The following is a 26,424-nucleotide window of genomic DNA, read 5'->3' on the forward strand; positions in this document are numbered from 1 at the left end:
CAAGGAGGAAAAATGAAACACGACACTCGCCTGTACCGCATCCCGCTCTTGACGGCCCTTGTGCTGATCATGGCGCTGAGCGTCTGGGCCCTCTCGTCCTGGCAGGGGTATTCCGAACGCTCCATGGAGTGGCGGCGACAGCGCGCCCAGGACAGCTTCGCGACACTGAACGCGGTCATCGCATCCATGAGCAACGGCGAACTGACGGACTGGAAACAGGTCGAGACAGTGCTCTCAAGCGTCATTCGCGGTTCACGCACCCTCTTTGTCGTGGTCCAGGGCCGCCACGGCCGTCTGGTCCAGACCGGGACGATGCCGGAATTTCTGATGACCAACAGCACCCGGGGCGAAATCGACACCGACGACATGTATGTCATGTGGTCTCCCCTGCAACCTGCCCACATCCCCGCCAACTGGGCCGAAGCGCTTGAATCGACCAACCTTGGCCTTGGCCTGTGGCCGCGCAGCAACCCGGTCATGTACCTGGGTTTTCGAAACAACCCGGAAAACTTCATCTCATCCTGGTTCTGGCAGCGCCAGGGCCCCATCTTCGCCTCGGCCCTGGTCTGCATCCTGGCCGTCACGGCCGTCTGGATCACGGGCATACGCCGCCGCATTCTGGCCGGGGAACTGGCCGCCGAGCGCATCCGCAGCGCCCATCTGGAAGAACTCGGACTGGCCGCCGCCGGACTGGCCCACGAGACCAAGAACCCGCTCGGCATCATCATGGGCATGGCGCAGCAGATCGAAGCCCGGCATGACATTCCGGCCGAAAGCCGAACCATGCTCGGGCACATCATGGACGAGGTGGACAAGGCCTCGTCCCGCCTGGGAAATTTCATGAACTTCGCCCGCCAGCGCAAGCCAAGTATGGCACCCGTCCGCATCGACAAACTCTGCCGGGAAGTCGTCCACATCCTTGGGCCCGACTTCGACGCGGGCGGCGTGGACCTGCTCACCCAGGTCAAGGCCACGACCATCAGCGCCGACGAAGCCATGCTGCGCCAGGTGCTGGTCAATCTGCTGCTGAACAGCCTGCACGCCTCCCCGGCGGGCACGACGGTCAGGATCGTGCTCGGCAAACAGGAGCGCAAACTGTTCCTCGCCGTGGAGGATCAGGGTCGCGGCATCCCCTCCGATCTGCTGCCGGACATCTTCAAGCCCTACGTCAGCGGATCGCCCACGGGGCACGGACTGGGACTGGCCATTGTCAAACGCGTGGTCGAGGCTCATGGTTGGAAAATCAGCGCCGCCTCCACCCGGGGCCAGGGCACGACCATGACCATTTCCGGCATCAAACCCGCAAGAGAGGCTCCATGAAAAGATCCATTCTGGTCGTCGACGACGAGGTCCGTTACCGTGAACTCTATGCCCGCGTGCTGCGCGACGCGGGCCTTGAAGTGCTTGAGGCCGAAAACGCGGCCGACGCCCTGGACCTCTTGAGCCATGAGCCCTTGGACATGATCGTCAGCGATGTGCGCATGCCCGGAGAGAGCGGACTCGATCTACTCCGCCGGGTGCGGACAGAAAAACCGGAACTGCCCTTTCTTCTGGTCACTGCCTACGCCGACGTGCGCGAGGCCGTGGACGCCCTCAAGCTCGGAGCCGTGGACTATCTGGCCAAACCCGTGGATCTGGACGAACTTCTGGCGGCCGTGCGCGACACCCTGGGCGTGAGCGCGGACGCGGACCCGGAGATCCCCGCCGGATCTTTGGAGGGCATCGTGGCCGCAAGCCCGGCCATGAGATCCGTGCTGCGCGACGCCTACCGCGTGGCCCCAAGCGACGCCACGATCCTTCTGACCGGCGAAAGCGGCAGCGGCAAGGAGGTCGTGGCGCAGTTCATCCACCGCCACAGCGCCCGTCGCGACAAGCCGATGGTTCCGGTCAACTGCGCGGCCATCGCCCCGGCCCTTCTGGCCAGCGAGCTGTTCGGGCATGAACGGGGCGCCTTCACCGGGGCAGTGAACAAGCGCAACGGGTATTTCCGCGAGGCCCACGAAGGGACCCTCTTTCTCGACGAAATCGGCGACATGCCCCTGGAATTGCAGCCGTCCCTGCTGCGGGCCACGGAAACGGGACGCATCACCCCCGTGGGCTCGGACAAGGAGACCCTCATCGATTGCAGGCTCATCGCGGCCACCAACCATGACCTTGAAACCGACGTGGCCGAGGGTCGCTTTCGCCAGGATCTCTATTACCGCCTGAACGTCATCACCATCGACATCCCGCCCCTGAGGCAGCGCCCGGAAGACATTCCGCCCCTGGCGCGCGCCTTCCTGAACAAGGACAAGACCGAAGCACGACGACTCTCGCGCGCGGCAATGCAGGTCCTCGTAAGCCACCCCTGGCCGGGCAACGTGCGCGAACTGGCCAACGCCATGGCCCATGTGCGCCTGCTGAGCCAGACCGACGTCATCCTGCCCGAACATCTTCCGCCCGCCGTGCGCAAGGCCGCGGGCAAGGCAGCTCCGGCATCACGCAACGCCGAGCCGCAGGAAGCCCCGGCCCAGCCCAGGACCCTTGAACAGCACGAAATCGAGGCCGTCACCACCGCCCTGAAACAGACCAAGGGCAACCGCACCCACGCGGCCCAGCTGCTCGGCATCACCAGACGCGGACTCATCTACAAGCTCAAACGCCTCGGGATTGAATAGGAACGTTTTTTTCAGATGTGAAAAGAGTGCTCAAGCAGGCCTTAAGCGCACAAATTTTATCCACCCATCACTTTTTCCGGCGCCCCCCGGGGCCACATTTTTCCCGGAATGCGCCACCTCCCCGGCTTGGCACGCCCCTTGCCCCGGAATCCTTCCATAACCCCGGGAGGAACCATGAACACCTTATTCAAAAACACACGCCTGCCGCTCCTTGCGGCCCTGCTCTGTCTTCATTTTATCGCCGCGCCGGTCCAGGGGGCGCAAGGCTTGCCCCTGGATTCTCAAAATTCTGCCGAACAAAAAGTGGGAAAAAAGAATTCCCGCACGGACAACCGTAACCGCGCCGACTTCAAGGCCACGCGAAACGGCCACGACAGACAGGATCAGGGAGCAAGCCCAAAACAGCGCTCGCCGCGCGGCAAAAGCAGCCCTGACAACATGGGCAAGGCCCGGTCCAATGATTCTGCGGCAATGCAGCGTGCCTTGAGGGACACGCCAAAGTCACAGGCATCCGTGAGCCTCGGCACGGTGACTCCTCCGGCCGACTTGATGCGCCTTCACACGGGCCCGGAGTGGTCCAGGCATGATTCTTCCGATCAACACCGGGACAAGGATCGCCGCCACTCTCGTACCGTCGCCCCGAGACAGCAACCCCCGGTGCAGAAAAGCCTTGTCATCTCCCGCGAGACAACCAGGCATGATGACCGCCACGACGTAAGACGGCCGCAGGTCGACACGCGTTACGATTACCGGTCCCGGGGCGGCAGCGACAGGCACTCCACGCGGATTCGCCATGGCGGAAACAACCACCGGGCCGTGACCGTCAAGCACGTTGTCCACACGATCCCCTCACGCCACGCGGTAGTCCTGCACGGCCGGGACAGATATCATTATTATTCCGGCCGGTTCTACCGCCCCTGGAACAACGGCTTCATCCTGGTGCGCCCGCCGATCGGCCTGGTCGTGCTGAACATTCCGCTGGGCAGCCGCATGGTCATCTCGGCAGGCATCACCTACCATGTCTTCGGTGACGTCCATTACCGCCGCGTGCCCTCGGGCTACCAGGTCGTGGAACCGATACGCGGTCACGGCGCAAACCGGCCGGACCGGGTGGAAGTCATCATCGACCTCCTGAACATCCGCTACGGCCCGGACACCAGCGAGGCCGTCATCGCCCAGGTCGGACGCTACACGACATTGCGCGTGCTCGGCAGCGCGCCCGGGTGGTTCTACGTGGAAATGGACGGGGAGGAAGACATGCGAGGGTGGGTCATGGAGCGCTACGTCAGCCAGGGCAACGCCCGGGGCTGACGCTGTCCTTGATTGCAAAAAAAACGGCCGGGAAATAGTCCCGACCGTTTTTTTCATTTCAGCGCCCCAGCCGTCGCATCAACTCAAGGGCCATGGCGTGGCGGTTGAAGGGCGGGATGATGTACACCCCGGCGAAATGAGGCCAGGCATACTCCAGAAGTTCCCAGGCGATGTTCACGCCCTCCTCTTGACCATGCTCTCCGGCGCGGGCCATGCGCTCGCGGGTTTCGGACGGAATCTCGATGCCGGGGAACTCGTTGTGCAGAAACTCGGCGTTGCGGCTGCTGGCCAACGGCATGATGCCAAGCACTATGGGCGCTTTAATGTGCGCCGTCGCGGTCAGGATTTCGTCCACGCGCTCTTTGGAATACACGGGCTGGGTCAGAAAATAGCTTGCCCCGGCCGCCATTTTTTTCTCCATGCGCCCGACCTGCAGGGCCATGTTGCGTGTGTTCGGGTTGAAGGCGCCGCCGATGCAGAAATTGACGGGCAGACGCATGGAATCCCCGTAGTGGTTGCGCCCCTCGTTGAACCCGGCCAAAAGAGCCATGAGCTCCAGGGACCGCAGGTCGTAGACTCCCGAGACCCGCTCCGCGCTTCCGGCCGAAGGCGGGTCGCCGGTCACGGCCAGCACGTTGTGCAGATTCGACGCGGCCAGGCCCATGATGGTCGACTGCATGCCGACCAGGTTGCGGTCGCGACCCGTCATGTGCACCACGACCTCTACGCCGGTCCTGGCCCGGACCATGCCGGCCAGCACGATATTGGACAGGCGGGGCACGGCCAGCGGATTCTCGGCGATGGTGATGGCGTCCACCCCGGCGGCGCTCAAGGCCTCGGCCGCGGCCAGGACCGGCTCGACATCCAGATGCTTGGGCGGGTCGAGCTCCACCAGAATGACCTTGCCTTCGACAAGGCGGCGGGACAGGCGCGTCGGTGCGGCCGTCTGCGTATTGACCTCGTCCGGCGATGCGGAAACGATCCGCGCTTCAGGAGAACCAGCGTCGAGGGCACGCACCAGAGCCGCGATGTGCTCCGGCGCGGTGCCGCAGCACCCGCCCAACAGACGTGCCCCATGCGCCGCGCAGGCCGCCGTGCGCCGGGCGAAATACTCCGGAGAGGACGCATAGATGAGACGGTCGCCCGAGGACTCGGGAAACCCCGCGTTGGGCAGCACCGAAAGCGGGACCGTCACGGGGCCCAGCCCCTGCACCACCTCCAGGGCGTTCTTGGGACCAATGCCGCAGTTGAGCCCCACCACGTCGGCTCCGGCCCGGATCAGGGCGTCGAAACATTCACGGGCCGTGCGCCCGGAATGAGTGCGTCCGCGCTGGGTAAAGACCATCTGTGCGACCACGGGCACGGATACCGAGGCCTTGACCCCGCGCAGGGCGGTCAGGAGCAGCGACAGGCTGGCGAAGGTTTCAAGCATGATGAAATCCACGCCACCCTCCATCAGCGCCAGGGCCTGCCCGCTGAAAATATCCTCCAGCTCCTCCTGGCTGATCGGATCAATGCCCATGCGTCCCAGCGGGCCCATGGCTCCGGCCACCCAGCGCCCCGGTCCGGCCTGACTACGCGCCAATTCCGCGCCGCGCAGATTGATCTCACGGGCCCTGTGCGCCAGGTCGAAGCGCCCGAGCTTGACCCTGTTGGCTCCAAAGGTGTTGGTCTCGATAATCTCCGCACCCGCGCCCGCATAGGCCTTGTGGATGGATTGGACCAAAGCCGGATCGGTCAGATTCAGGACATCGTAGCAGGACGAGCTGTCCACGCCGCGATCGAACAGCAGCGAGCCCATGGCCCCGTCGGCCACCACCACCCGCTCGCCAAGAGCCGTCAGAATGTGCTGCTTCACCGTCCCCCCTCCAGATCGGCCGGGCCGACCCTGTGCACGCCCACGATATCGCGCTGCACGGCACGGGCGTAGCTGACCGCCGGGTAGCCGAACATCATGGCGTACATAGACCGGTGATCGGCCGGAATGCCAAGGGCCCGGCCAAGCTCCGGAACCACGCTCTGCAGGGCCCAGCGCGCAAAGCCGCACCAGACGGTGCCAAGGCCCAGACTCTGGGCCATCAGTTCGAAATAGGACAGGGCGATGAACGGATCCGCGTCCGGAGCGGCCGAATCCTTGGGAGCGGAAGCGATGATCATGTGCGGCGCCTTACGGTAGATGATGTCCTTGCCCTGATCGTATGGGGCGACCATCTTGGCGAAGAATTCCATGCCGTCGGGCAGGCTGTCGTCGATCACGGCCTTGCGGATTCCATCCATGGTCCCTACCCGGATCAATTCCATCACCTGCGGGTCGTCAACCAGGGTGAAACGAATCCTGCGCTGATTCTTGCCCGTTGGCGCATGGGCGACCACGTCCATGAGCCTGCCCAGGACATGCTCTTCAACGCATTCAGGGCGGAAGCGACGCACGGAGCGGCGGCTTTTGATCAGATTTTCCAGCGCATCCGGAGACGGGGGCAGAACGGGTGCGCTCTGATCGGGATTCTTGCCCAGGATGGAAAGGGCAGCGGTGGGACAGACGGCCAGGCAGTGCTGGCAGCCAATGCAATACGACTCCCGGTGCTCGGGGATGTGCGGCAGGCCGCCATCCATGTCTATGATGGACACCGGACAGTCGGCCGCGCATTCTCCGCACTGTACGCAAAGGGTTTCGTCGATGATGAAATCAAGCATGCTTCCTCCAAAAGTCGTGATCTGTGAACAATCCCCTCCTACGGCGTGATCGGTGGATGCACAAGTGCGGCAAGAACACGCAACTTTGTTGCATGCACCTTGACTTCGTGCAATCCTGTTGCATAAACATCCTTCCAAAATCATGGAGGAAAAATGAGAAATAATCTTTGCCTGTTCACTGCGTTGCTGAGTTTGCTCGCAGTCTCGGCCCAGGCCGCTCCAACCGCCTTCGTGACCATAACCCCGCAAAAATACTTTGTTGACAAGGTCAGCGGCGGCGAGGTTCCCGTTTCGATCATGGTCGAACCCGGAGCCAATCCCCACGCGTACGAGCCAAGGCCCAGACAGATGGCCGAACTGGCCAGGGCGAGCATCTACTTCACCATCGGCGACAGCTTCGACCAGACCTGGCTTGAGCGGATCATGGGCGCCAGTCCGGGAATGACCGTCGTGCACACGGCCAAAGGCATCGACAAGATCCCCATGAGCGAGGAACATGACCATGGCGAAGTACATCACGACGGCGAAATGCACCATGACGGCGACGAACATCATCATGAAGGGGAACACGCCGGGGAGGGGCACAAGGCGGAAGCGCATGATGCCCATGGCGCTCGGCACGACGACCATCACGACAATGAGCACGGCGCTGATCAGGGCACGCTTGATCCGCACATCTGGCTCGATCCCGCGCTGGTCAAGGTTCAGGTAGCCCACATCCGCGACGGGCTCAGCCTTGTGGATCCCGAGCGGGCGGCCTTCTACGCCTCCAATGCCGCCGCCTTCGACAAGGAGTTGGATGAGCTCGACCGGGAAATCCGGTCCATTCTGGAGCCGCTGCCCCAGGAAAATCGCACCTTCCTTGTCTTCCACCCGTCCTGGGGCTATTTTGCCAGGGCCTACGGGCTGACCCAGGCATCCATCGAGGTGGACGGCAAGGAGCCAAGTCCCAGGGATCTGGCGCGGATCATCGCAGCCGGCAAGGAATCAGGGGCCAAGGTTATTTTTGTGCAGCCGCAGTTTTCGCAGAAAAGCGCCGCCGTCATCGCCAAGCAGATCGGGGCCACGGTTGTGCGACTCGATCCCCTGGCTGAGGATTGGGCCGAAAACCTGCGCAGTGCGGCCCGAGCCTTTGCCGACGCGCTCAAATAAACGACTTCAAAAAGAATCATGACACCGGGCCGCTTGAGGGCCCGGCACTCTTCAACAAAGCAACCGGGAAGCGCATGAACACGCACGACCATTCCTGCTCCACCTGCTCCGGACACGGTCATCCGATCATCCCCGAGCCGCACTTCAGGCCCCTGCCGGGCACCGGAACTCCGATCATCGAGCTTCAGGGCGTGAGCTTCGCCTACGACGATCGGGAAGTGCTCTCCAGCGTCGACCTGAAGGTCTCAAGCGGCGACTTCATGGCCGTCATCGGGCCCAACGGCGGAGGCAAGACCACCCTCGTCAAGCTTATCCTCGGGCTGCTCGCGCCCAAGGCCGGAACGGTGCGGGTGCTCGGCGCCGATCCGCTCTCCGTGCGGCCCGCCGTGGGCTATGTGCCGCAGCACGCGCTCATCCAGCCGAGTTTTCCGGTCACGGTCCACGAGGTGGTCCTGCTCGGGCTGCGCCGCGAGGGCGGCCTGCTCTCCACAGGTCGCTGGCCCGGATACCGCGCCAGGGACAAGGCCAAAGCCATGGAGACCCTGCGCATGGTGGACATGGCCGAACTGGCCACACGCCGCTTCGACGCCCTCTCCGGAGGCCAGAAGCAGCGTGTGCTTGTGGCCCGGGCCCTGGTCTCGGACCCGGCACTCCTGCTCTTTGACGAGCCCACCTCAAACATCGACCCCCAGGGCAAGGTCTGCCTCTTCGACCTGCTCTCGGCGCTCAGTTCCTCCATCACCATCGTCATGGTCAGTCACGACCTCATCTCCGCCTCCACGCGCATCTCAAGCGTGGCCGTGGTCAACCGCACACTTATCCAGAACCAAAGCCGGAAACTCACGCCATCCATGCTCGAACTCATCTACGGCACTCACGACGCATCCTGCCCCTTAGACACCTACATCAAGGAGATGTCCTCCATCTTCGGCCAGGCCGGGCCAAGGGGTTCCATATGAATTCAGTGCTGAGCATGGAATTCATGCAAAACGCCCTTATGGCCGGAGTGCTGGCAAGCCTTGCCTGCGGGATCATCGGCTCTCTGGTGGTCGTCAACCGGCAGGTCTTCATGGCCGGAGGGGTGGCGCACACGGCATATGGAGGAGTGGGCCTGGCCTTTTTCCTGGGGCTTCCGGTGCTGCCCTGCGCCGTGGGATTCACGGTGCTGGCCGCCCTGATCATGGCCCTGGCCTCCTTTGGCCGTAGCGAACGCAGCGACGGCATCATCGGCATCATGTGGGCCGCGGGCATGGCCTTTGGAATCATCCTCCTGGACCTGACCCCGGGCTACAACGTCGACCTCATGAGCTATCTCTTTGGCAGCCTCCTGGCGGTACCCGCAAGCGACATCTGGATCATGCTCCTGCTCGATGTCTTCATTTTGGCCGTGGTCCTTTTCTGGTACAAGGACTTTTTGTCCCTGTCCTTCGACATGGAATTCGCCCGCTCCACAGGCGTGCCTGTGCGCATGCTCTACGTCCTGATGCAGGTCATGACCGCCGTGACCGTGGTCATGGTCATCCAGGTCGCGGGCCTCATTCTGGTCATCGCGCTTTTGACCATCCCGCCCATGCTGGCCGAGCTCTTCACCAACTCCCTGTGGAAAACCATGGTCCTCGCGACCCTGGCCAGCCTGTTCTTCTGCCTCTGCGGACTGGCGGTATCCTATCATCTGGACCTGACCTCCGGAGCGTCCATCATCGCCGTGGCCACGGCCGGATACGTCGTCGCCTGGGGATGCAAAACACTTTGGCGGCGGACATGAAAGCGCGCATGTCCGCAAAGGCGGCCGCAAACCGCTTGAAGGAAGCCGGTCTTGAGAGCACCGAACACCGCCTGCAAGTGCTTATGGCCGTCGGCAACACAGCGCACCCGTCCAGCGCTCAGGAAATTCTGGAAAAAATCAGCGCCAAGAACGACATCAACCGGGTCACGGTGTATCGCATCCTGGACCTGCTGGTGGAACACAACGTCCTGAATCGGCTTGGGCTCGGCGAAAAATCCCAGCGCTTCTGCCTGCGGGACGCCCACAAAGACGAGCACCCGCACTTCCACTGCACCCACTGCGACTGCTACCTGTGCCTTGATGTCCGGCAGATGCCGGTGGACCGCCACGCCCTGGACGATCTCTCTCTCGACATCCGCCACGTCGACATCCGCCTGGAAGGAATCTGCCCCGCCTGCCAGAAAAAATTGCGCAAGCGGGATAAAGCGACACCGGCGAACAAGCCGGCCTGAATCCCCTCCCAACAAAAAATGCATGAAAAAACCGGGCTCCTCGCGAAGCCCGGTTGCAAAACCTTTTTTACCGACAAATCCGTCAATACCCTTTGAGCTTGTCGATGTACTCGGGCAGCCACAGGGATATCTGCGGAATGTAGGTGACGAGGATGAGGAAGAAAAGCAGGATCATCAGCCACGGCAGCGCCGCGCGCACGACCCAGGTCAGATCGCGCTTGGTGATGCCCGCCGTGACAAAGAGATTGAGTCCGACCGGCGGAGTGATCAGCCCGATCTCCATGTTGACCACACAGATGACGCCCAGATGAATGGGATCGATGCCGAGCTTGACCGCGATGGGAAAGAGGATCGGAATCATGATCATGGTGATGGCCGAAGGCTCCATGAAATTACCCGCCACAAGCAGCAGGATATTGACGACGATCAGGAAGCCCCAGGCGGGCAAACCCCAGCCGACAATGGTCTCGGCGATGAGATGCGGAATCCGCTCCGTGGTCAGCACATGGGCGAAGAGCATGGCGTTGCCGATGATGAAGAGCAGCATGATGCTGACCTTTGCCGCATCCAGGACCACGTGGCGCACTTCCGGATGGACCCAGGATTTGGGAATGGCCACGAAAGTCTGCCACAACCCGCGAAACAGGGCCGAGGACAGGGGCTCGTCCACCTTGCGCAGGGGCACTTCCTTGAGCGGCCCCATGTCGCGATAGACGAAGACGGCGATCCAGTAGGCGTACACGGCCGAAATGGCCGCCGCTTCCGTAGGGCTGCAGATGCCGCCGTAGATGGATCCAAGCACGATGACGACCAGCATCAATCCGCCCATGGCCGTGAAACCGGACCTGAAAACCTGCCTGAATCCGGGCCAGGCCAGAGCCGGATAATTCTTGATCCGGGCCACGATGTAGATAGCGATCATGAGCAGCAGCCCCAGGCAGATGCCGGGAATGAATCCGGCCATGAACAGACGTGCCGCCGACTCCTGGGTCGCCGCCGCATATACGAGCATGACGATGGACGGCGGAATGAGAATGCCGAGCGTTCCGGCATTGCAGATGACTCCGGCCGCAAAGGATTCGGGATAGCCCGAACGGACCATGCCGCCGATGACGATGCTGCCGATGGCGGCCACCGTGGCCGGTGAAGACCCGGATACGGCGGCAAAGAGCATACAGGCCAGGACCGAGGCCATGGCCAGGCCGCCCTTGACGTGCCCGATGCAGTCGAGGGCGAAATTGATGAGACGCTTGGCCACGCCTCCCGTGGATAAAAACTGGGAGGACAGAATGAAAAACGGAATGGCCAGCAGGGTATAGTGTTCGGAAACCGATTCAAAAAGCTTCAAGGCTATGGACGCCAGGGAATCGTGGGAAAAGAACAGGATGGTCGTGATGCTCGAAAGACCCAGCGCAATGGCGATGGGCATCCCCGTGGCAATAAAGAGGAAGAGCAGGGTGAACAGTGCCGCAGTTGTCATTCGTCGTCTCCATCCAGGGAAGTACCCTCTTTTTGCGCCAGATACATGCTCTCCTTGGCCTCATCCAGAAGCTTGAACCCTTCCTGTTTGCCTCGGATGACCGCCCAGAGGAGATCCAAAAGACGGATGGCGAGCATGACCATGCCACCAAAGAGGATGCTGTTGGCGATCCATTTGGGGACGGGAATGTCCTCAAGGTGGATTCCTATGCTTTTGAGCTTCCCAAGATAGGTCCAACTGCCCACGAGAAAAAGCCCGCAATAGAGCAGGCACAGCAGAATGGCCACAATGGAGATGGCCCTGCGCACATTTACCGAAAACAGCCTGACCAAGGCGTCGACACCGATGTGCGACCCGACCTTGATGCCATAGGAAACCCCGAACATGACCATCCAGCCCGACAGCAGCAGGGTCAATTCCTGGGCCCAGTGGATGCCCACGTTGAACCCGAACCGCATGAGCACTTCCATGAAAACAAGCAGCGTCATGGAAGCAAGGAGGAGGGAAATGATCCCCTCCTCCACTTTGTTGATAAGTGTATTCATGATCTGACGGGACTAGTTGTTGGCGGCGATGGCTGCTTCGAGGTTTTCCTTGCCCACTGCGTCCTCGAACTTCTTCCAGACCGGTTTCATGGCTTCGACCCAGGCGGCGCGTTCTTCTTCGGTCAACGTAATGATCTCGCTGCGCTTGGAGTCGATAATTCTTTGCTTGTCGTTCAGATCCTTCCGAGCGGCTGCGGCGTTGCCGGCAACGATGGATTCTTTCAGGCATTCTTCAAGCACGGGGCGCACATCGGCCGGCAGGCCATCCCAGAATTCCGTGGAACTGATGACGAGATAGTCCAGGATGCCGTGATTGGTCTCGGTGATGTAGGGCTGCACTTCGTAAAACTTCTGGGAATAAATGTTCGACCAGGAATTTTCCTGACCGTCGATGGCCCGGGTCTGAAGCAGGGTGAAGACTTCGGCGAAGGGCTTTTTAAGCGGCATGGCGCCGACGGCTTCAAACTGGGCGGCCAGAACGTCTGAGGTCATGATTCTGAATTTCTTGTTCTTGGCGTCGCCAGGACCATGAATGGGGTCGTTGGCGGAAATCTGCTTCAAACCGTTGTGCAGGTATTCAAGTCCGATGATGCCCTTGTCCTTCATGGACGTTAGCAGCGCCCGGCCCTGGGGGCCCTGCTGAAACTTGTCGATGGCGGCCATGTCCTTGAACAGGAAGGGCAGATCGTAGATCTGCAGCAAGGGAGTGTATTTCTGAAATTTGGACAGGGCCGGAGCCAGCAGGTGCACGTCACCCAGAAGAAGGGCTTCAAGTTCCTTGCCGTCACCGAAGAGCTGGGAGTTGGGGTAGACTTCGACCACGACCTTGTCGCCCAGGCGCTCAGCCACAAGATCGCGGAATTTGTTGGCCATGATTCCCTTGGGGGTATCTTCGGCAACAACGTGGGAGAATTTGATGACGATGGGAGCAGCGATGGCGGACGCAGCACAAAGAAAAACCGCACCCACCGCAAACGCAAGAATGGTCTTCAGTTTCAACATTCCAAATACCCTCCAACGGTTAAATTAGTTTGGACGGAAGTACTCTTTGAGATGCTTTACTGCAAGAATTTATGAATAAATTGCCCTTTTTTTTCATAAATGAACAAAAAAAATCCGCTTTCCAAACTGTTCGCACAACCAGTTTTGTTCGTGATAAATTTATCAAAACGTACAATTATTTTGATTACAATTTAACCAAGAACAAAAAGCAAAAATTGTTTTAAAAAAAATCATAATATTACCATTATATATAAATTTTACGAACGTAATATTTGCAGAAAATTCAGCAGTACATAAAAAAATGACCTTTCTTGCCCCTGAAATATGTCCGATTTTTCAGACAAATTCCACTCTCAAAATAAATTTTTCCCTCTCAGCTGAATATTGATCACCAGAACACTGTATTCCCCGCGTAAAAATGAAAATAATTCAGACCCACTGCGCTTCATGTGCCACCCATGGCTCAAGGCGCCCACTTCACCCACCAAGCGGGCACAGCAAAAAAAAGCCGCCCAACACCTGAAGACCATCTCAACCCGGAACCGCGTACCGCACACAACTCCTGATGCCTCGCCAAACCAGCACAAAACAATCCCCCCCTGACCAACCGAAACAAAAAACACCGCCCACCAAAGCCTCAAGGCCATGGCGACCCCGGACCGCGTACCGCACACATCTCCTCAAGCCTTCCCAAACCAGCACAAAACGGTCTTCCCACAACCAACCGAAACAAAAACACCGCCTACCAAAACCTCAAGGTCAGGGGGCGTCATGGTCTTGAGGCGTGTCGGCTGTCTGACTGAGCCAGGCATCGTTTGCTGAATCGTTGCCGGGTGTGCAGCCACAATTTTCCGTCCTGTACGCAACGATTCAGCTCTACGAGGCCAGCGAAGGAGTTCCGGCGCGACTCAAGGCCATGGCGACCCCGGACCGCTTACCGCACACATCTCCTCAAGCCTTCCCAAATCAGCTCAAAAAAAATCCGCCAAGCAACCAATCAAAAACATCCCACCAAAACCTCAAGGTCCGGGGGCATCATGGTCTTGAGGCGTGTCGACTGTCTGACTGAGCCAGGCATCGTTTGCTGAATCGTTGCCGGGTGTGCAGCCACAATTTTCCGTCCTGCACGCAACGATTCAGCTCTACGAGGCCAGCGAAGGAGTTCCGGCGCGACTCAAGGCCATGGCGACCCCGGACCGCTTACCGCACACATCTCCTCAAGCCTTCCCAAATCAGCTCAAAAAAAATCCGCCAAGCAACCAATCAAAAACATCCCACCGAAACCTCAAGGTCCGGGGGCGTCATGGTCTTGAGGCGCGTCGGCTGTCTGACTGAGCCAGGCATCGTTTGCTGAATCGTTGCCGGGTGTGCAGCCCCAATTTTTCGTCCTGCATGCAACGATTCAGCTCTACGAGGCCAGCGAAGGAGTTCCGGCGCGACTCAAGGCCATGGCGACCCCGGACCGCGTACCGAACACATCTCCTCAAGCCTTCCCAAACCAGCACAAAACGCTCTTCCCACAACCAACCGAAACAAAAACATCGCCCACCAAAACCTCAAGGTCAGGGGGCGTCATGGTCTTGAGGCGCGTCGGCTGCCTGACTGAGCCAGGCATCGTTTGCTGAATCGTTGCCGGGTGTGCAGCCCCAATTTTTCGTCCTGCATGCAACAATCCAAAGCTACGAGTCTGGCGTACGCGATATTCCAAGGGAGATGGCGAACTGATGAAACAAAGCTGCTCCCGGCAGACGGACACAAGGCGGAAACATCCGTTGTGGCGCCTGCCGGGAGCAGCTTTTCGAGGTCGTGAAGGGTGTCTTATCTGAAAAGGATGATTCTACCAGCCCCAGGTCAAGTATTCGTGGATCGAATCCGCGGCCTTACGTCCCGCGCCCATGGCCAGGATTACGGTGGCCGCCCCGGTGACGATGTCTCCTCCGGCCCAGACGGCCTTCTTGCCGGTCTTGCCGGTTTCCGGATTGGCAAGAATATACCCGGATTTGCCGAGGGGCAGGTCGGGGGTCGAGCGTGTCAGCAGCGGATTTGCCCCGGAACCGATGGCCACGATGGCCAGGTCACACTCGATGACAAACTCCGAACCCTTCACGGTCACCGGACGTCTGCGCCCCGACGAATCCGGCTCGCCCAGTTCCATGCGCACGCATTCGATGCCCGTCAGGCGTCCCTTTTCGTCTCCAAGATAGCGCACCGGATTGGACAGCAACTCAAAATTGAGCCCCTCCTCCTCGGCGTGGTGAATCTCCGCGCTCCGGGCCGGCATCTCCGCCCTTGAGCGACGATAGACGATGCTGACCTTCTCCGCGCCCAGGCGCATGGCCGTGCGGGCACTATCCATGGCCACGTTGCCGGCGCCCAGCACCACCACATGCCGCCCCTGGGGGATGGGCGTGTCCACTTTCGGGAAAAGGTAGGCTTTCATCAGATTGGCCCGGGTCAAGTATTCGTTGGCCGAAAGCACCCCGACCAGATTCTCGCCGGGAATGTTCATGAACCGGGGCAGGCCCGCGCCCACTCCCAGATATACGGCGTCAAAGCCCAGCTCGAAGAGTTCGTCCACCGTCTCGGTGCGCCCCACGACCACGTCACACTCGATTTTAACACCCTGAGCCTGAAGGCATGACACCTCCGAGGCGACGATGTCCTTGGGCAGCCGGAACTCGGGGATGCCGTAGACCAGCACGCCGCCGGGCTTGTGAAAAGCCTCGAAAATGGTGACCTCGTGTCCCTTGAGGATCAGGTCTCCGGCCACGGTCAGGCCCGAGGGACCGGAGCCGACCACGGCCACCTTCTTGCCCGTGGCCTTTTCACGGGAGGGCAGTTCGCAGACATGATGGGCACGCTCCCAGTCCGCGGCAAAACGCTCCAGATTGCCGATGGCCACGGCCTCGCCCTTGCGGCCCAGGATGCAGTTGCCCTCGCACTGGATCTCCTGCGGGCAGACCCGGCCGCAGACTGCCGGGAGGCTGTTGCGCTCCCAGATCTTGCCGATGGCCAGATCGAACTTCCCGTCCGCGATGTGTTTTATGAAACCGGGGATGTCGACGCCCACCGGGCATCCCTGGACACAGAGCGGGTTCTTGCACTGCAGGCAGCGGCCCGCCTCGGCAATGGCCATCTCCGGAGTGTAGCCCAAGGGCACTTCCTCAAAATTCCTGGCCCGGACCTTGGGTTCCTGCTCCGGCATGGCCAGACGTGACTTCTTGTTCGTACCCTCCATCTAGCGCTCTCCTTCGCATTTGCACAGGTGCCGACTAAGCTTCTCCTGTTCCGTGTAGGCCTGCAGACGCAGGATCAATTCATCGAAATCCACCTTGTGGCCGTCGAACTCCGGGCCGTCCACACAGCCGAATTTTGTCTCTCCGCCGACGGAAACCCGGCACCCGCCGCACATGCCGGTGCCATCGATCATGATCGGGTTGAGGCTGACCAGGGTCGGGACACCGAATTCCTTGGTCAGAAGCGAGACGAACTTCATCATCGGCACAGGGCCGATGGCCACCACCTGGTCGATCCCGCCCTGCTCCAGGAGTTCCCGCAACACTTCGGTCACGAAGCCCTTGCGTCCGTGGCTGCCGTCGTCGGTGCAGACGTGCAGGTCATGGGAGGCTTGGCGCATCTTGTCTTCCAGAATAAGCAGATCCTTGTTGCGGGCCCCTATGATGGATGTCACCTTGCAGCCGGCGTCCTTCATGCCGCGGGCAATGGGATGCAGCACCGCCACCCCTGTCCCGCCGCCGACGCAGACGACGTTCTTGCCACCCTCGATGTGCGTCGGCTGGCCCAGGGGTCCGATGACGTTCTGGAAGGAATCCCCGACCTGAAGCCGGGAAAAAAGCTCGGTACTCTTGCCGACCACCATGTAGATGACCGTGACGGTGCCCTTGACCGGATCGGTCTCGGCCATGGTCAGCGGGATGCGCTCGCCGTCCTCGTTGGCCTTCAAGATAAGAAACTGGCCCGGTCGAGCCTTGGCGGCAATGCGCGGCGCGTCTATCTCATTCAGGATGACCGTGCCCCCGGCCATTTCCTCTCGTTTGACTATTTTGAACATACCATCGTCTCCCGTTACATTCGTGATAATGCGGACCGGAACAATGGATGTGTCGCGGTCGCCTCGATCATCGGATGGATCATCCTTCCGGCAGGCAAGCCTTTGCCTGAAAATGCGTCAATGCCGCACCATACCCGGTTGCGCCCCTCATGAGAAGTCCAATTTGACCATGCGGGAAACCAGGATTCACCTGGGTTTGGCTCGATGCGCTTGTACCTTGCTGGCGCAAATCGACACACGGTCCACATGAAAAAACCCTCCGACTCATAAGAGTGGGAGGGTTCGTGTTCGTTCTGAAGGCTGGCCGCGCACATGTTCCTTTTGGGATCATTGCCGCCGCACGGCATTGACGTCAGCCACCAAGATAGGCCTGGATGACACGATCGTCACTGAGCAGTTCCTCGCCGGACCCCTGCAGGACAATGGCCCCGGTTTCAAGCACATAGGCGTAGTGGGCAACCTTGAGGGCCGCGAAGGCGTTCTGTTCGACCAGAACGACGGTCTTGCCCTGGGCGTTGATAATCTTGATGATCTCAAAAACATCCTTGACCAGGAGCGGAGCCAGACCCAGAGAGGGTTCGTCGAGCATGACCACGTCGGGAGCGCTCATCAGCGCCCTGCCCACGGCCAGCATCTGCTGTTCGCCGCCGGACAGGGTGCCGCCCTTCTGGTTCTGGCGCTCACGCATGCGCGGAAAGAGGTCGAAGACCCACTCCTTGTCCCGCTCGATCCCGTCCTTGTCGCTGCGGCTGTAAGCCCCCAGATACAGGTTCTCGGTCACCGAGAGGTGCGGGAAGATGCGCCGCCCTTCCGGAGACATGACGATCCCACCCTTGACGATCTCCACCGGATCAAGGGTGGTGATGTCGCGATCGTTGTAGGTGATGGTGCCCTTCTTGTTCTTGATCAGCCCCGAGATGGCCCGAAGCGTGCTGCTCTTGCCCGCGCCATTGGCTCCGATAAGGGTCACAATCTGGCCCGTGGGCACATCGAGGGAAATGCCCTTGAGGGCATGAATGCCCCCATAATATACATGCAAGTCACTGATCTTAAGCATATTTCACGTACTCCTCACCCAGATAGGCTTCAATGACCTTGGGATTGGACTGGATGGATTCCGGACCGCCCTCGGCGATGGTCACACCGTAGTCCAGAACCCACATGTGCTCGCACACGCCCATGACCACTTTCATGTCGTGCTCGATGAGCAGGATGGTCAGGTCGAAGCGGGTCCGGATGGTGCGGATGAAGTCCATGAGTTCCATGGACTCCTGGGGGTTCATGCCCGCCGCAGGCTCGTCGAGCAGCAGGAAGCGAGGCCCGGTGGCCAGGGCGCGGGCGATCTCGAGGCGGCGCTGCGCACCGTAAGGCAGGCTGTTGGCCTTTTCAGCGGCAATGTCTCCAAGCCCGACGATTTCGAGGAGTTCCATGGATTTCTTGCGGATCTCCTTTTCTTCCCGAAGCGACGCCGGAGTCATGAGCACGGACTGGATCCAGCCTGTGCGCTGACGCACGAAACTGCCGATCATGACGTTTTCCAGCGCCGTCTCGTTGCCGAAAAGGCGGATATTCTGAAAGGTGCGGGCAATGCCGGCCCGGCAGACCTGATGCGGATTCATGCCGGTGAGTTCCTTGCCCTCGAAGAAGACCTGGCCCTCGGAGGGACGGTAAAAACCCGTGACCATGTTGAAGCAGGTGGTCTTGCCCGCGCCGTTGGGACCGATCAGCCCAGTGATGCTGCCCTGGGGCACGCTCGCGGTGAAGTCGGAGACGGCGACCAGGCCTCCGAAGCGCATGGTCAGATTTTTTGTCTCAAGAATCATGCTCATGCCTTACCTCGCTTCATGAACCTGGCCACGCCGTCCCAGGTGATTTCACGCATGCCCATGATGCCCTCGCGCCTGAAGAGGATGACCAGGATGAGCACCAGGGAAAAGACCACCATGCGCATGCCCGGAATGCCGTCCATGCTCCAATCGCCGATGGTGATGGGATTTTCCACGAACCTGAGCCATTCGAGCACCACGGTGATGCCCACTCCGGCGATGATGGAACCGGTGATGGAGCCGAGTCCGCCGGTGACAACGATCATGAGCACGTTGAAGGTCAGGGTGAAAAGAAACATCTTGGGATCGATGGTGGTCAGCAGGCTGCCCAGAAGCGCCCCGCCGACACCGGCGAAGAAAGCGCCGAAGATAAAGGACAGGAGCTTGACGCGAAAGACATCGACGCCCATGGCCTTGGCCGCGGTCTCGTCGTCGCGAATGGCCTTGAAGACATTGCCCGTGTTGCTGCCGAGAATCCGGATCACGAAATACAGGGTCAGCAGGCACCAGCCATAGTTCCACCACAGGTTCGCATGATCCGGGATACCCTTGAAGCCGAGGGCACCGTTGGTCACGCGGGGGATGTTGTTGGCGATGACGCGCACGATCTCCGCGAAGCCGAGAGTGGCGATGCCCAGATAGTCGTCACCCAGGCGCAGCAGGGGCGTGCCGATGACGAGCCCGAAGAGGGCAGCCACCAGACCGCCCGCGATCACGGCCACCAAAAATGGCGCATGGGAATTCTGCACCCAAGGATACGCTTCCTCCAGGATGAAGAGCGTGATCTTCTGGTCGGGAGTCATGATCAATATGGAGCAGACATAGGCGCCGATGGCCATGAAGCCCGCGTGTCCCAGGCTGAACATGCCGGTAAAGCCGTAGATGAGGTTGAGCGACAGTGCCAGGATGATGTTCACGGCGATGAGATTCAGGATCTGAATCTTGTAGCCGTCGAGGTTGCCCTCGGCCCACCACAGAAATAGACCCAGACAGGCCACCAGAACGAAGTTGAGAAAAATGGTTGTACTGCGGTTCATCAGACCTTGTCCTCCGTCTTGACGCCCATGATACCGGTCGGTTTGACCAGCAGGATGCCGATCAACAGGATGAAAGCGAATGCATCGCGGTATCCTGCCAGATCCGGAAAAAATGCCACGGTCATGATTTCAATGAAACCCAGGGCCAGACCGCCGATGACGGCGCCCTGGATGGAACCGATGCCGCCGAAAACAGCCGCGATAAAGGCCTTGAAGCCGGGGATCGTGCCCATGATGGGCTGAAGCTGGGGATAGCGCAGGGCCCACATGATGCCGCTGGCCGCGGCCAGGGCCGACCCGATGCCGAATGTCAATGCGATGACCTTGTTCACGGGCACGCCCATGAGATAACTGGTCTCGATATCCTTGCTGATGGCCCGCATGCCAAGGCCTGCCTTGGTGTGATAGACGATGTAGACCAGACCCATCATCAAAAAGAACGACAGCACCGGCACGAAAAGGGTCAAAGGCAGGACGCGCACGTCACCCCAGAGCATGGGCGTTTCCAGCCACAGAGGGCGGTACACCTGGCGCGGGATGGCCTGAAAGAAGACGATGGCCACGTTCTGCAGGAAAAAGGAAACGCCGATGGCGCTGATCAGAGCCGAAATGCGGGGCGCGTCGCGCAGGGGGCGGTAGGCGATACGATCGACCAGGATGCCTATCCCCGCGACAAAAATGATGGACGCGACCATGGCCACGGCCCAGGGCATGTGAAAAAGAGTGATGCCCCAGAAAACGAAGTAGGCGCCGAGCATGAAAATTTCGCTGTGCGCGAAGTTGATCAAACGCAAAATGCCGTAGACCATGGTGTAGCCGATGGCGATAAGCGCATAGAGGCTGCCCAGGGTCAGGCTGTTCAGGAAGTGCTGGATGAATGTTGCCAGATTCATGGACGATCCTTGTCTGAATACGGCGGCAGGGGTTTCCCCCTGCCGCTCACGCCAAAAAAGCGCTCATTCAGAGAATTAGAGTTCGGGAGTGATGGCACCGACGTACGTCTTCTTGCCGTCCTTGATCATGACCAGGCCAACGGGCTTTTCAGCGTCGTGGGTCTCGTTGATGGTCGTGGTGCCCGTCACGCCGACAAAGCCCTTGGTAGCGGCCAGGGCGTCGGTGATGGCCTGGGGTTCGGCGGAACCGGCGCGGGTGATGGCGTCCATGATGATCATGTAAGCGTCATAGCCCAAGGCGGCGTTGACGTTGGGATCCTTGTCGGGATTGATCTTGATCCACTCGTCGGTGAACTTGCGGGCCACGGGGTTCATATCGGGCATGGAAGGATCGTAAGGGAAGGTGGTGTGCATGAAACCTTCCACGGCAGAGCCGCCGATGGCGGTGATCTCCGGGTTGTCCATGGCGTCGCCGCCCATGATCCTGAAGGTTCCGCCCAGTTCCTGGACCTGCTTCATGATGATGGCGCCTTCGGAAAAGTAGGAAGGAATGAAGAGCACGTCAGGCTGCTTGCTCATGATTTCCTGCAACTGAGCAGTGAAATCCTGGTCGCCGGACTGGTAGTTCAGGGTTGCGACGACTTCGCCGCCGAGCTTGGTGAAAGACTTCTTGAAGAAGCTGGCCAGACCCACGGAATAGTCGTTGGCCACGTCGATCAGCAGGGCGGCCTTTTTCAGGCCCAGATCGCGGTAGGCATAGGTGGCTGCGCCGGCGCCCTGGAAGGGATCGATGAAGCACACGCGGAAGATGTACTTCTTGCCCTGGGTGACCAGCGGGTTGGTGCAGCTGGTGCCGACCTGGGGGATACCGGCCTTTTCGGAAACTTCACCACCGGCCATGGCCAGGGAAGAACCGTAGGTGCCGATGATGGCCTGGACTTTTTCCTTTTCGATCAGGCGCTTGACTGCGTTGGCGGACTCGACCTTATCGGACTTGTTGTCAACCACGAACAGCTCGACCTTCTTGCCGAGAATCTCGCCCATTTCCTTGTGGGCCATCTGCACGCCTTCCAATTCCAACTGGCCGCCAAAGGCATTCTGGCCGGTCAGGGGCAGAAACACGCCAATTTTCACAGTGTCGTCGGCTGCCACGGACATGCCGGCGAAGCCGCAAACCATGGCCAAAACCATGCACAGGACTCCTAGTCGTTTCATCAAAAACTCCTCCAAGGTGAACGTTGAATTCCGATAGATGACGTCACGCGATGCGCCACTCATCACCGGCTGCCGTTTGGCTTCGCGAAAACTCGTCGAAGCCTGCCATGAACCCGGAAACCCAACGCTTCCGGCTTCCCTTTCTCCTCGTCCAGGGTGGAGCCCATGCGGGCTCCGGGGCAGCGATGTTCCCGGATTTACCAGGACACCACCGCGGAAATTTTCTTGGCCAGTTCCACCAGATACCCGGCGAAACGGCTTTCAAACTCCTCCATGGAGAAGCGGTCCGTGGAGGAATCAAAGCTCACCCCGCCAACGACCTTGCCCGTGCGCAGGCTGTACAGCGGCGCGCCGATGGCGATGAGTCCGGGCACGAACTCTTCGCGGTTGCGGGTATAGCCGCGCTCGACGGACTGACGCAGATCCGCCAGCAGTTCCGGCGCTGAAGTGATTGTCTTGTCGGTTTTGGGGGTCAGATCCAGTCGCGAGACAAAGGCTTCAAGCTCTTCGTCGGTCATGAAGGCCATGGCCGCCTTGCCGGCGGCCAGGTAATAAGGCTCGGAGCCATAGCTGAACGAACGGAATGCCTTGGTGTCCTGGGATTCACGGCGGTAAATCAGGTAGATGGAGTCCCCGGACAAAAGGCCGACGTCGACATGCACTCCGTGGCGCTCATGGGCTGCGTCGACCTGAGTCTTGACGGCGCGCTCCAGCTCGCTTTTTTCAAGCATGGCGTGGGCCAGGGCCAACATGCGCACCCCCAGCCTGTACAGGCCGGTACGATCGTCGCGCTTCAGGAAGCCGAGGTCGCAAAAGGTGTTCACGTATCTGTATATGGAGGTCTTGTTGATGCCTGTGCGGCGGGAAATCTGGGCGAGAGTGTAACCGACGTCGTCATCGCCGAAAATATCAAGAATCCAGAGGCCTTTGGCCAATGTTTCGGAACTGTTGTCCTTGCCTGCCATGGATGATTCCGGTTGACGATGAAAATTCGCTGAACGATTGGGAATGTCGAAATAATGAACAACTCGTTCCGCTGAGAGAACCTATTCGTGAAGCTGCGAAACGGCTATGCGAAAAGACCATCGATTGTCAATATGGCGAAGACCGACTTGAGCGCCATTTCACAAACAAGCGCCATGGGGAATCGGAATCGGCTGGAATATCTTGGAATAAGCGATCCGGGCAAAATGGATGGGGCAATCTCTTCAGGGGGCGGCTCCTCGAAGCGGGATCGTCAGGATGTTGGGAACACAATTGTTGCGGCGTGACGCGATGTCTTGCGGGCGTCAGATTTCAGGCATCGTCCGCGCCTTGGGCCCGGAAGCCGGTCGTCGATTCCCTGAAACTGGCCGCTTCGGCCCTGTTCGTACGCAGTCTGGCCTCCGCCGTCTTCGCCTCTATGGCGGCCCTGTGGGCCTCCATCAGGCCCAGACGTGCGTCCCGGCCGAAATGCAGCACCCCTTGAAACAGGGTAATGGCCGCGGCGCTGCCCCCCGCCACCACGGCCGAAGTGATCAGCACCCCGATTTCGGTCGAGGAGGAAGCGTCCGGCGCGGGGGAAAACAGCCGTGCCAGGATGTCGAACCGGATGTGCCGACAGGTGAACCAGGACACCAGCAGCGCGATGGGAGTCTTGAGCCCGGGCACCCTGTCGGATAGCCTTCGAAACCAGTGATACTCGAAGACAAGGGCCAGAGCCCGCTCCAGCAGCATGGCCAACACGACCAGCAGGAGCAGGGCCCCCAGGACATCCAGCAGGCGATCATACGCGGCGTCGGGACCCGGGATCATGTTCTTTGCCTCCTGACCAAAACGTGCATCACATCACCACGCCATAGGCTTCGGTGAACGCGGCCACGACGTAGGAATCGCGGGCATGGGCGAACCCGGCGTCACCCCACTTCTCCCCCCAGCTGTTGCGCACAATGAAACCGTCACTGTCGTACCCAACCACGGCCACCGCATGCCCCCCTCTGGCGCTCTCCTTTTTGTAGGTTTCAAGAACACCTGCGCTGGCCGAGGCCTGATACCATGTGTCATCGACGTCAAGACGCGTGAGAATGGGACCGTTGAAGGCCAGCCACTCACGCCACTGGGACAAATCCACGCCCAGGGAAAAATACCCGGAGATCTTGAACCGGGCGGCCAGGGCGTAAAAGGAATTCGGCCTCCCGGAATACAGGCTGCCGTGCCGGAACGGCAACACGGACTCCGGCACCACGCCGAATTTCCTGGCGATATCCAGAGCCACCTTGATGCTGCTCCCGGCGTTCTCGATGAAGGTCGTGGGATATGACGTGAACATGTCCGTCTCCTTGGAAGCCATCCAGACATACCTTGCCGACAGCCTTTCGAACGCAGGCAGCAGGCCCGACTTCACATAGTGCCAGCGCAGCACCGAATTGGCCGTGGCCCATCCCACGCAGGAGCCCGTCTCTCCCTGATCATCAACTTCCCACCACGGCTCCCGCAGATCCTTCGCTTTCGGAACCGTGGGAGCCGTATCGAGCAGGGCCGCGTCCTCGGCGTCTTCAAAGGTCCAGTCGGCCTCGGTATTCCTGGATGGAATGCAATTGAGAATACGCGTCGTGAAATCTGTCATCACTCCTTCCTCCTCGAACCTGATTTTAACTTTCAGTATATGAGAAGGAACCAGATCATTAAATACACTAAGAAGTTTATAATGATCTTACGGAGGATAGGTATTTTCAGGGACAATGCTCACCGAAAAATACTGATTTCACAGGTCAGCGATGGACCCGCCCCAACCAGCGGACAGCCACTCCGGCTCCCGGTACAGGCGCGCGGGGAATCGAATTGCGACAAAATCCGCCGCACCGCCGTATCGCGCCGCCTTCCGCCTGAACCCGGCGCTGGCCTTACGGCCAGGACCCTGCTAGCAATGGGCAGCGCCAAAACGAATCACTTTTTTTCGGGAGCACTCATGGAACTTCAATATTGGCACTGGCTTGTATTCGGGATGATCCTGATCATCTCTGAACTGTTCATCCCAAGCTTCACCATTTTCTGGTTCGGGCTGGGCGCACTGGCAGTGGGCGGTCTGATCTGGTTTGTCCCGGCCCTGAGCCTGACCTTGCAGCTTTTGCTCTGGACCGCATTCTCAGCGCTTCTGACCGCATTCTGGTTTCTGGTCATGAAACCGCGCATGGTGGACAAGACTCGCGCCGGCATGTCCCGGGAGGCGCTCCTGGGCGAAACCGGCCAGGTCATCCGCACCCCCGAGGGCGACCGGCGCGGCGTCGTGCGCTTCTCCAAACCCCTGCTCGGAGACGACGAGTGGTCCTTCATCTGTGACGAACCCGTGCAGCTGGGAGACCGGGTCCAGATCCGCGACGTATCGGGCAACACGCTTGTGGTCGCCCCGAAAACCAACAAACAATCCCTCTAGGAGGTCATCATGTTCAGTCCAGGACTTATCGTCGTCGCATTCCTGCTTCTCTTGGTCATCATCACCATCAGCATGGGGGTGCGCATCGTACCCCAGGGCTTCAAGTTCGTGATCCAGCGCCTGGGCAAGTACCACAGCACGCTGGCCCCGGGCCTGAACATCATCATTCCCTACATGGACACCGTGGCCTACAAGGTGACCACCAAGGACATCGTCATGGACATCCCCTCCCAGGAAGTCATCACCCGCGACAACGCGGTCATCATCACCAACGCCGTGGCCTACATAAACATCGTGTCCCCGGAAAAGGCCGTGTACGGCGTCGAAGACTACCGCATGGCCATCCAGACCCTGGTCCAGACCTCGCTCAGATCCATCGTCGGCGAGATGGACCTTGACGATGCCCTGTCCTCTCGGGACAGGATCAAGGCCAGACTCAAGGAAACCATTTCCGATGACATCTCGGACTGGGGCATCATGCTCAAGACCGTGGAAATTCAGGATATCAATCCGTCGGACACCATGCAGCACGCCATGGAAGAACAGGCTGCCGCCGAGCGCGCCAGACGCGCCACCGTGACCAGGGCCGAGGGCGACAAATCGGCGGCCATCCTGCAGGCCGACGGCCGCCTGGAAGCATCCCGCCGCGATGCCGAAGCCAAGGTCGTGCTGGCCGAAGCGGACCGGGAGGCCATTGCCAAGGTCGCCGAAGCGACCAAGGGCGGCGAACTGCCGCTGGTCTTCCTGCTGGGCCAGCGCTACGTGGACGCCATGCGCAAGATGGCCGAGAACAACAACTCCAAGGTCGTCGTCCTCCCCGCCGACCTGCCCGCAGCCGTACGCGGCATCATGGGGACGCTGGGCAAATAGCCGACGCCGTCCCTTGCCCC

General features: G+C 60.1%; 24 protein-coding genes. 9 read left to right on the forward strand and 15 right to left on the reverse strand.

All coding sequences use genetic code 11. The features are described 5' to 3' along the window. The first annotated feature begins 12 nt into the window (after window positions 1-12). From BMZ24_RS00660 to BMZ24_RS00670, 3 genes are all read left to right on the forward strand, one after another. Window positions 13-1,320 (forward strand): sensor histidine kinase, encoded by a 1,308-nt coding sequence (locus BMZ24_RS00660; RefSeq protein WP_092188253.1) that lies wholly within the window; start codon window positions 13-15, stop codon window positions 1,318-1,320. Further along, a complete protein-coding gene (locus BMZ24_RS00665) occupies window positions 1,317-2,657 on the forward strand; it encodes a sigma-54-dependent transcriptional regulator (RefSeq protein ID WP_092188255.1) in 1,341 nt (446 codons plus the stop codon). Before BMZ24_RS00660 ends, BMZ24_RS00665 begins: the two co-directional genes overlap by 4 nt. Window positions 2,658-2,831: 174 nt before the next feature. After that, window positions 2,832-3,968: a DUF6515 family protein gene (locus BMZ24_RS00670; protein ID WP_092188257.1), complete on the forward strand. Its 1,137-nt coding sequence runs from the start codon at window positions 2,832-2,834 to the stop codon at window positions 3,966-3,968. A 58-nt stretch (window positions 3,969-4,026) separates the two neighbouring features. On the opposite strand, the gene BMZ24_RS00675 is transcribed toward BMZ24_RS00670, so the two are convergent. Continuing rightward, window positions 4,027-5,826, reverse strand: a complete 1,800-nt coding sequence (locus BMZ24_RS00675) for a bifunctional homocysteine S-methyltransferase/methylenetetrahydrofolate reductase (protein WP_092188259.1) — start codon at window positions 5,824-5,826, stop codon at window positions 4,027-4,029. Then, window positions 5,823-6,662, reverse strand: a complete 840-nt coding sequence (locus tag BMZ24_RS00680) for a nitroreductase family protein (RefSeq protein ID WP_092188261.1) — start codon at window positions 6,660-6,662, stop codon at window positions 5,823-5,825. The genes BMZ24_RS00675 and BMZ24_RS00680 overlap by 4 nt, the downstream gene beginning before the upstream one ends. A gap of 153 nt (window positions 6,663-6,815) precedes the next feature. Here BMZ24_RS00680 and BMZ24_RS00685 point away from each other — a divergent pair, with 153 nt between their 5' ends. The 4 genes from BMZ24_RS00685 (at window position 6,816) to BMZ24_RS00700 (ending at window position 10,052) form a co-directional block, all read left to right on the forward strand. Beyond that, window positions 6,816-7,814, forward strand: a complete 999-nt coding sequence (locus BMZ24_RS00685) for a metal ABC transporter solute-binding protein, Zn/Mn family (RefSeq protein WP_092188263.1) — start codon at window positions 6,816-6,818, stop codon at window positions 7,812-7,814. Between the two features lie 74 nt (window positions 7,815-7,888). Next, entirely contained in the window at window positions 7,889-8,773 is an 885-nt protein-coding gene (locus BMZ24_RS00690) for a metal ABC transporter ATP-binding protein (protein WP_092188265.1), read from the forward strand. Then, on the forward strand, window positions 8,770-9,579 hold the full coding sequence (locus BMZ24_RS00695; RefSeq protein WP_092188267.1) for a metal ABC transporter permease: 810 nt from the start codon (window positions 8,770-8,772) through the stop codon (window positions 9,577-9,579). The genes BMZ24_RS00690 and BMZ24_RS00695 overlap by 4 nt, the downstream gene beginning before the upstream one ends. Next, complete coding sequence (locus tag BMZ24_RS00700) at window positions 9,576-10,052, forward strand: Fur family transcriptional regulator (RefSeq protein ID WP_161948997.1); 477 nt, start codon at window positions 9,576-9,578, stop codon at window positions 10,050-10,052. The genes BMZ24_RS00695 and BMZ24_RS00700 overlap by 4 nt, the downstream gene beginning before the upstream one ends. Before the next feature lie 82 nt (window positions 10,053-10,134). Here BMZ24_RS00700 and BMZ24_RS00705 read toward each other — a convergent pair whose 3' ends face one another. The 13 genes from BMZ24_RS00705 to BMZ24_RS00770 all read right to left on the reverse strand — a co-directional run bounded on the left by BMZ24_RS00705 (window position 10,135) and on the right by BMZ24_RS00770 (window position 24,727). Further along, window positions 10,135-11,532: a TRAP transporter large permease gene (locus tag BMZ24_RS00705; protein ID WP_092188271.1), complete on the reverse strand. Its 1,398-nt coding sequence runs from the start codon at window positions 11,530-11,532 to the stop codon at window positions 10,135-10,137. Then, window positions 11,529-12,077, reverse strand: a complete 549-nt coding sequence (locus BMZ24_RS00710) for a TRAP transporter small permease (RefSeq protein WP_092188273.1) — start codon at window positions 12,075-12,077, stop codon at window positions 11,529-11,531. Before BMZ24_RS00710 ends, BMZ24_RS00705 begins: the two co-directional genes overlap by 4 nt. 12 nt (window positions 12,078-12,089) lie before the next feature. Then, window positions 12,090-13,079, reverse strand: a complete 990-nt coding sequence (locus tag BMZ24_RS00715) for a TRAP transporter substrate-binding protein (protein WP_092188275.1) — start codon at window positions 13,077-13,079, stop codon at window positions 12,090-12,092. A 1,837-nt stretch (window positions 13,080-14,916) separates the two neighbouring features. Next, window positions 14,917-16,317: an NADPH-dependent glutamate synthase gene (gltA, locus tag BMZ24_RS00725; RefSeq protein ID WP_092188279.1), complete on the reverse strand. Its 1,401-nt coding sequence runs from the start codon at window positions 16,315-16,317 to the stop codon at window positions 14,917-14,919. Next, entirely contained in the window at window positions 16,318-17,151 is an 834-nt protein-coding gene (locus BMZ24_RS00730) for a sulfide/dihydroorotate dehydrogenase-like FAD/NAD-binding protein (protein WP_092188281.1), read from the reverse strand. It lies immediately after the preceding gene. A gap of 352 nt (window positions 17,152-17,503) precedes the next feature. After that, complete coding sequence (locus tag BMZ24_RS00735) at window positions 17,504-18,208, reverse strand: ABC transporter ATP-binding protein (protein ID WP_092188283.1); 705 nt, start codon at window positions 18,206-18,208, stop codon at window positions 17,504-17,506. Beyond that, window positions 18,201-18,980 (reverse strand): ABC transporter ATP-binding protein, encoded by a 780-nt coding sequence (locus BMZ24_RS00740; protein WP_092188285.1) that lies wholly within the window; start codon window positions 18,978-18,980, stop codon window positions 18,201-18,203. The genes BMZ24_RS00735 and BMZ24_RS00740 overlap by 8 nt, the downstream gene beginning before the upstream one ends. Next, on the reverse strand, window positions 18,977-20,014 hold the full coding sequence (locus BMZ24_RS00745; protein ID WP_092188287.1) for a branched-chain amino acid ABC transporter permease: 1,038 nt from the start codon (window positions 20,012-20,014) through the stop codon (window positions 18,977-18,979). The genes BMZ24_RS00740 and BMZ24_RS00745 overlap by 4 nt, the downstream gene beginning before the upstream one ends. Next, window positions 20,014-20,907 carry a branched-chain amino acid ABC transporter permease gene (locus BMZ24_RS00750; protein WP_092188289.1) on the reverse strand — a complete coding sequence of 298 codons (894 nt, stop codon included), beginning with the start codon at window positions 20,905-20,907 and terminating at the stop codon, window positions 20,014-20,016. Before BMZ24_RS00750 ends, BMZ24_RS00745 begins: the two co-directional genes overlap by 1 nt. Before the next feature lie 75 nt (window positions 20,908-20,982). Continuing rightward, window positions 20,983-22,122: an ABC transporter substrate-binding protein gene (locus BMZ24_RS00755; RefSeq protein ID WP_092188291.1), complete on the reverse strand. Its 1,140-nt coding sequence runs from the start codon at window positions 22,120-22,122 to the stop codon at window positions 20,983-20,985. Between the two features lie 197 nt (window positions 22,123-22,319). Continuing rightward, on the reverse strand, window positions 22,320-23,087 hold the full coding sequence (locus BMZ24_RS00760; RefSeq protein WP_092188293.1) for an IclR family transcriptional regulator: 768 nt from the start codon (window positions 23,085-23,087) through the stop codon (window positions 22,320-22,322). 331 nt (window positions 23,088-23,418) lie between these two features. Continuing rightward, window positions 23,419-23,916, reverse strand: coding sequence for a hypothetical protein (locus tag BMZ24_RS00765; protein WP_092188295.1), 498 nt, complete (start codon window positions 23,914-23,916; stop codon window positions 23,419-23,421). Window positions 23,917-23,944: 28 nt separating this feature from the next. Beyond that, window positions 23,945-24,727: a C1 family peptidase gene (locus BMZ24_RS00770; RefSeq protein ID WP_092188297.1), complete on the reverse strand. Its 783-nt coding sequence runs from the start codon at window positions 24,725-24,727 to the stop codon at window positions 23,945-23,947. A gap of 342 nt (window positions 24,728-25,069) precedes the next feature. Here BMZ24_RS00770 and BMZ24_RS00775 point away from each other — a divergent pair, with 342 nt between their 5' ends. Together BMZ24_RS00775 and BMZ24_RS00780 are read left to right on the forward strand one after the other, a co-directional pair. After that, complete coding sequence (locus BMZ24_RS00775) at window positions 25,070-25,534, forward strand: NfeD family protein (protein WP_092189492.1); 465 nt, start codon at window positions 25,070-25,072, stop codon at window positions 25,532-25,534. Window positions 25,535-25,543: 9 nt separating this feature from the next. Then, window positions 25,544-26,404, forward strand: coding sequence for an SPFH domain-containing protein (locus tag BMZ24_RS00780; protein ID WP_092188299.1), 861 nt, complete (start codon window positions 25,544-25,546; stop codon window positions 26,402-26,404). Window positions 26,405-26,424 lie beyond the last annotated feature (20 nt).

It is taken from the genome of Desulfomicrobium norvegicum (assembly GCF_900114595.1).
Taxonomy (GTDB): domain Bacteria; phylum Desulfobacterota; class Desulfovibrionia; order Desulfovibrionales; family Desulfomicrobiaceae; genus Desulfomicrobium; species Desulfomicrobium macestii.

Coding starts and splice junctions, on each gene's coding strand:
- BMZ24_RS00730 (WP_092188281.1), bottom strand. CDS start 17,151: ATGTTCAAAATAGTCAAACGAGAGGAAATGGCCGGGGGCACGGTCATC.
- BMZ24_RS00660 (WP_092188253.1), top strand. CDS start 13: ATGAAACACGACACTCGCCTGTACCGCATCCCGCTCTTGACGGCCCTT.
- BMZ24_RS00705 (WP_092188271.1), bottom strand. CDS start 11,532: ATGACAACTGCGGCACTGTTCACCCTGCTCTTCCTCTTTATTGCCACG.
- BMZ24_RS00760 (WP_092188293.1), bottom strand. CDS start 23,087: ATGGCAGGCAAGGACAACAGTTCCGAAACATTGGCCAAAGGCCTCTGG.
- BMZ24_RS00665 (WP_092188255.1), top strand. CDS start 1,317: ATGAAAAGATCCATTCTGGTCGTCGACGACGAGGTCCGTTACCGTGAA.
- BMZ24_RS00755 (WP_092188291.1), bottom strand. CDS start 22,122: ATGAAACGACTAGGAGTCCTGTGCATGGTTTTGGCCATGGTTTGCGGC.
- BMZ24_RS00690 (WP_092188265.1), top strand. CDS start 7,889: ATGAACACGCACGACCATTCCTGCTCCACCTGCTCCGGACACGGTCAT.
- BMZ24_RS00740 (WP_092188285.1), bottom strand. CDS start 18,980: ATGAGCATGATTCTTGAGACAAAAAATCTGACCATGCGCTTCGGAGGC.
- BMZ24_RS00680 (WP_092188261.1), bottom strand. CDS start 6,662: ATGCTTGATTTCATCATCGACGAAACCCTTTGCGTACAGTGCGGAGAA.
- BMZ24_RS00775 (WP_092189492.1), top strand. CDS start 25,070: ATGGAACTTCAATATTGGCACTGGCTTGTATTCGGGATGATCCTGATC.
- BMZ24_RS00735 (WP_092188283.1), bottom strand. CDS start 18,208: ATGCTTAAGATCAGTGACTTGCATGTATATTATGGGGGCATTCATGCC.
- BMZ24_RS00765 (WP_092188295.1), bottom strand. CDS start 23,916: ATGATCCCGGGTCCCGACGCCGCGTATGATCGCCTGCTGGATGTCCTG.
- BMZ24_RS00715 (WP_092188275.1), bottom strand. CDS start 13,079: ATGTTGAAACTGAAGACCATTCTTGCGTTTGCGGTGGGTGCGGTTTTT.
- gltA (WP_092188279.1), bottom strand. CDS start 16,317: ATGGAGGGTACGAACAAGAAGTCACGTCTGGCCATGCCGGAGCAGGAA.
- BMZ24_RS00700 (WP_161948997.1), top strand. CDS start 9,576: ATGAAAGCGCGCATGTCCGCAAAGGCGGCCGCAAACCGCTTGAAGGAA.
- BMZ24_RS00780 (WP_092188299.1), top strand. CDS start 25,544: ATGTTCAGTCCAGGACTTATCGTCGTCGCATTCCTGCTTCTCTTGGTC.
- BMZ24_RS00750 (WP_092188289.1), bottom strand. CDS start 20,907: ATGAATCTGGCAACATTCATCCAGCACTTCCTGAACAGCCTGACCCTG.
- BMZ24_RS00695 (WP_092188267.1), top strand. CDS start 8,770: ATGAATTCAGTGCTGAGCATGGAATTCATGCAAAACGCCCTTATGGCC.
- BMZ24_RS00685 (WP_092188263.1), top strand. CDS start 6,816: ATGAGAAATAATCTTTGCCTGTTCACTGCGTTGCTGAGTTTGCTCGCA.
- BMZ24_RS00745 (WP_092188287.1), bottom strand. CDS start 20,014: ATGAACCGCAGTACAACCATTTTTCTCAACTTCGTTCTGGTGGCCTGT.
- BMZ24_RS00670 (WP_092188257.1), top strand. CDS start 2,832: ATGAACACCTTATTCAAAAACACACGCCTGCCGCTCCTTGCGGCCCTG.
- BMZ24_RS00770 (WP_092188297.1), bottom strand. CDS start 24,727: ATGACAGATTTCACGACGCGTATTCTCAATTGCATTCCATCCAGGAAT.
- BMZ24_RS00710 (WP_092188273.1), bottom strand. CDS start 12,077: ATGAATACACTTATCAACAAAGTGGAGGAGGGGATCATTTCCCTCCTC.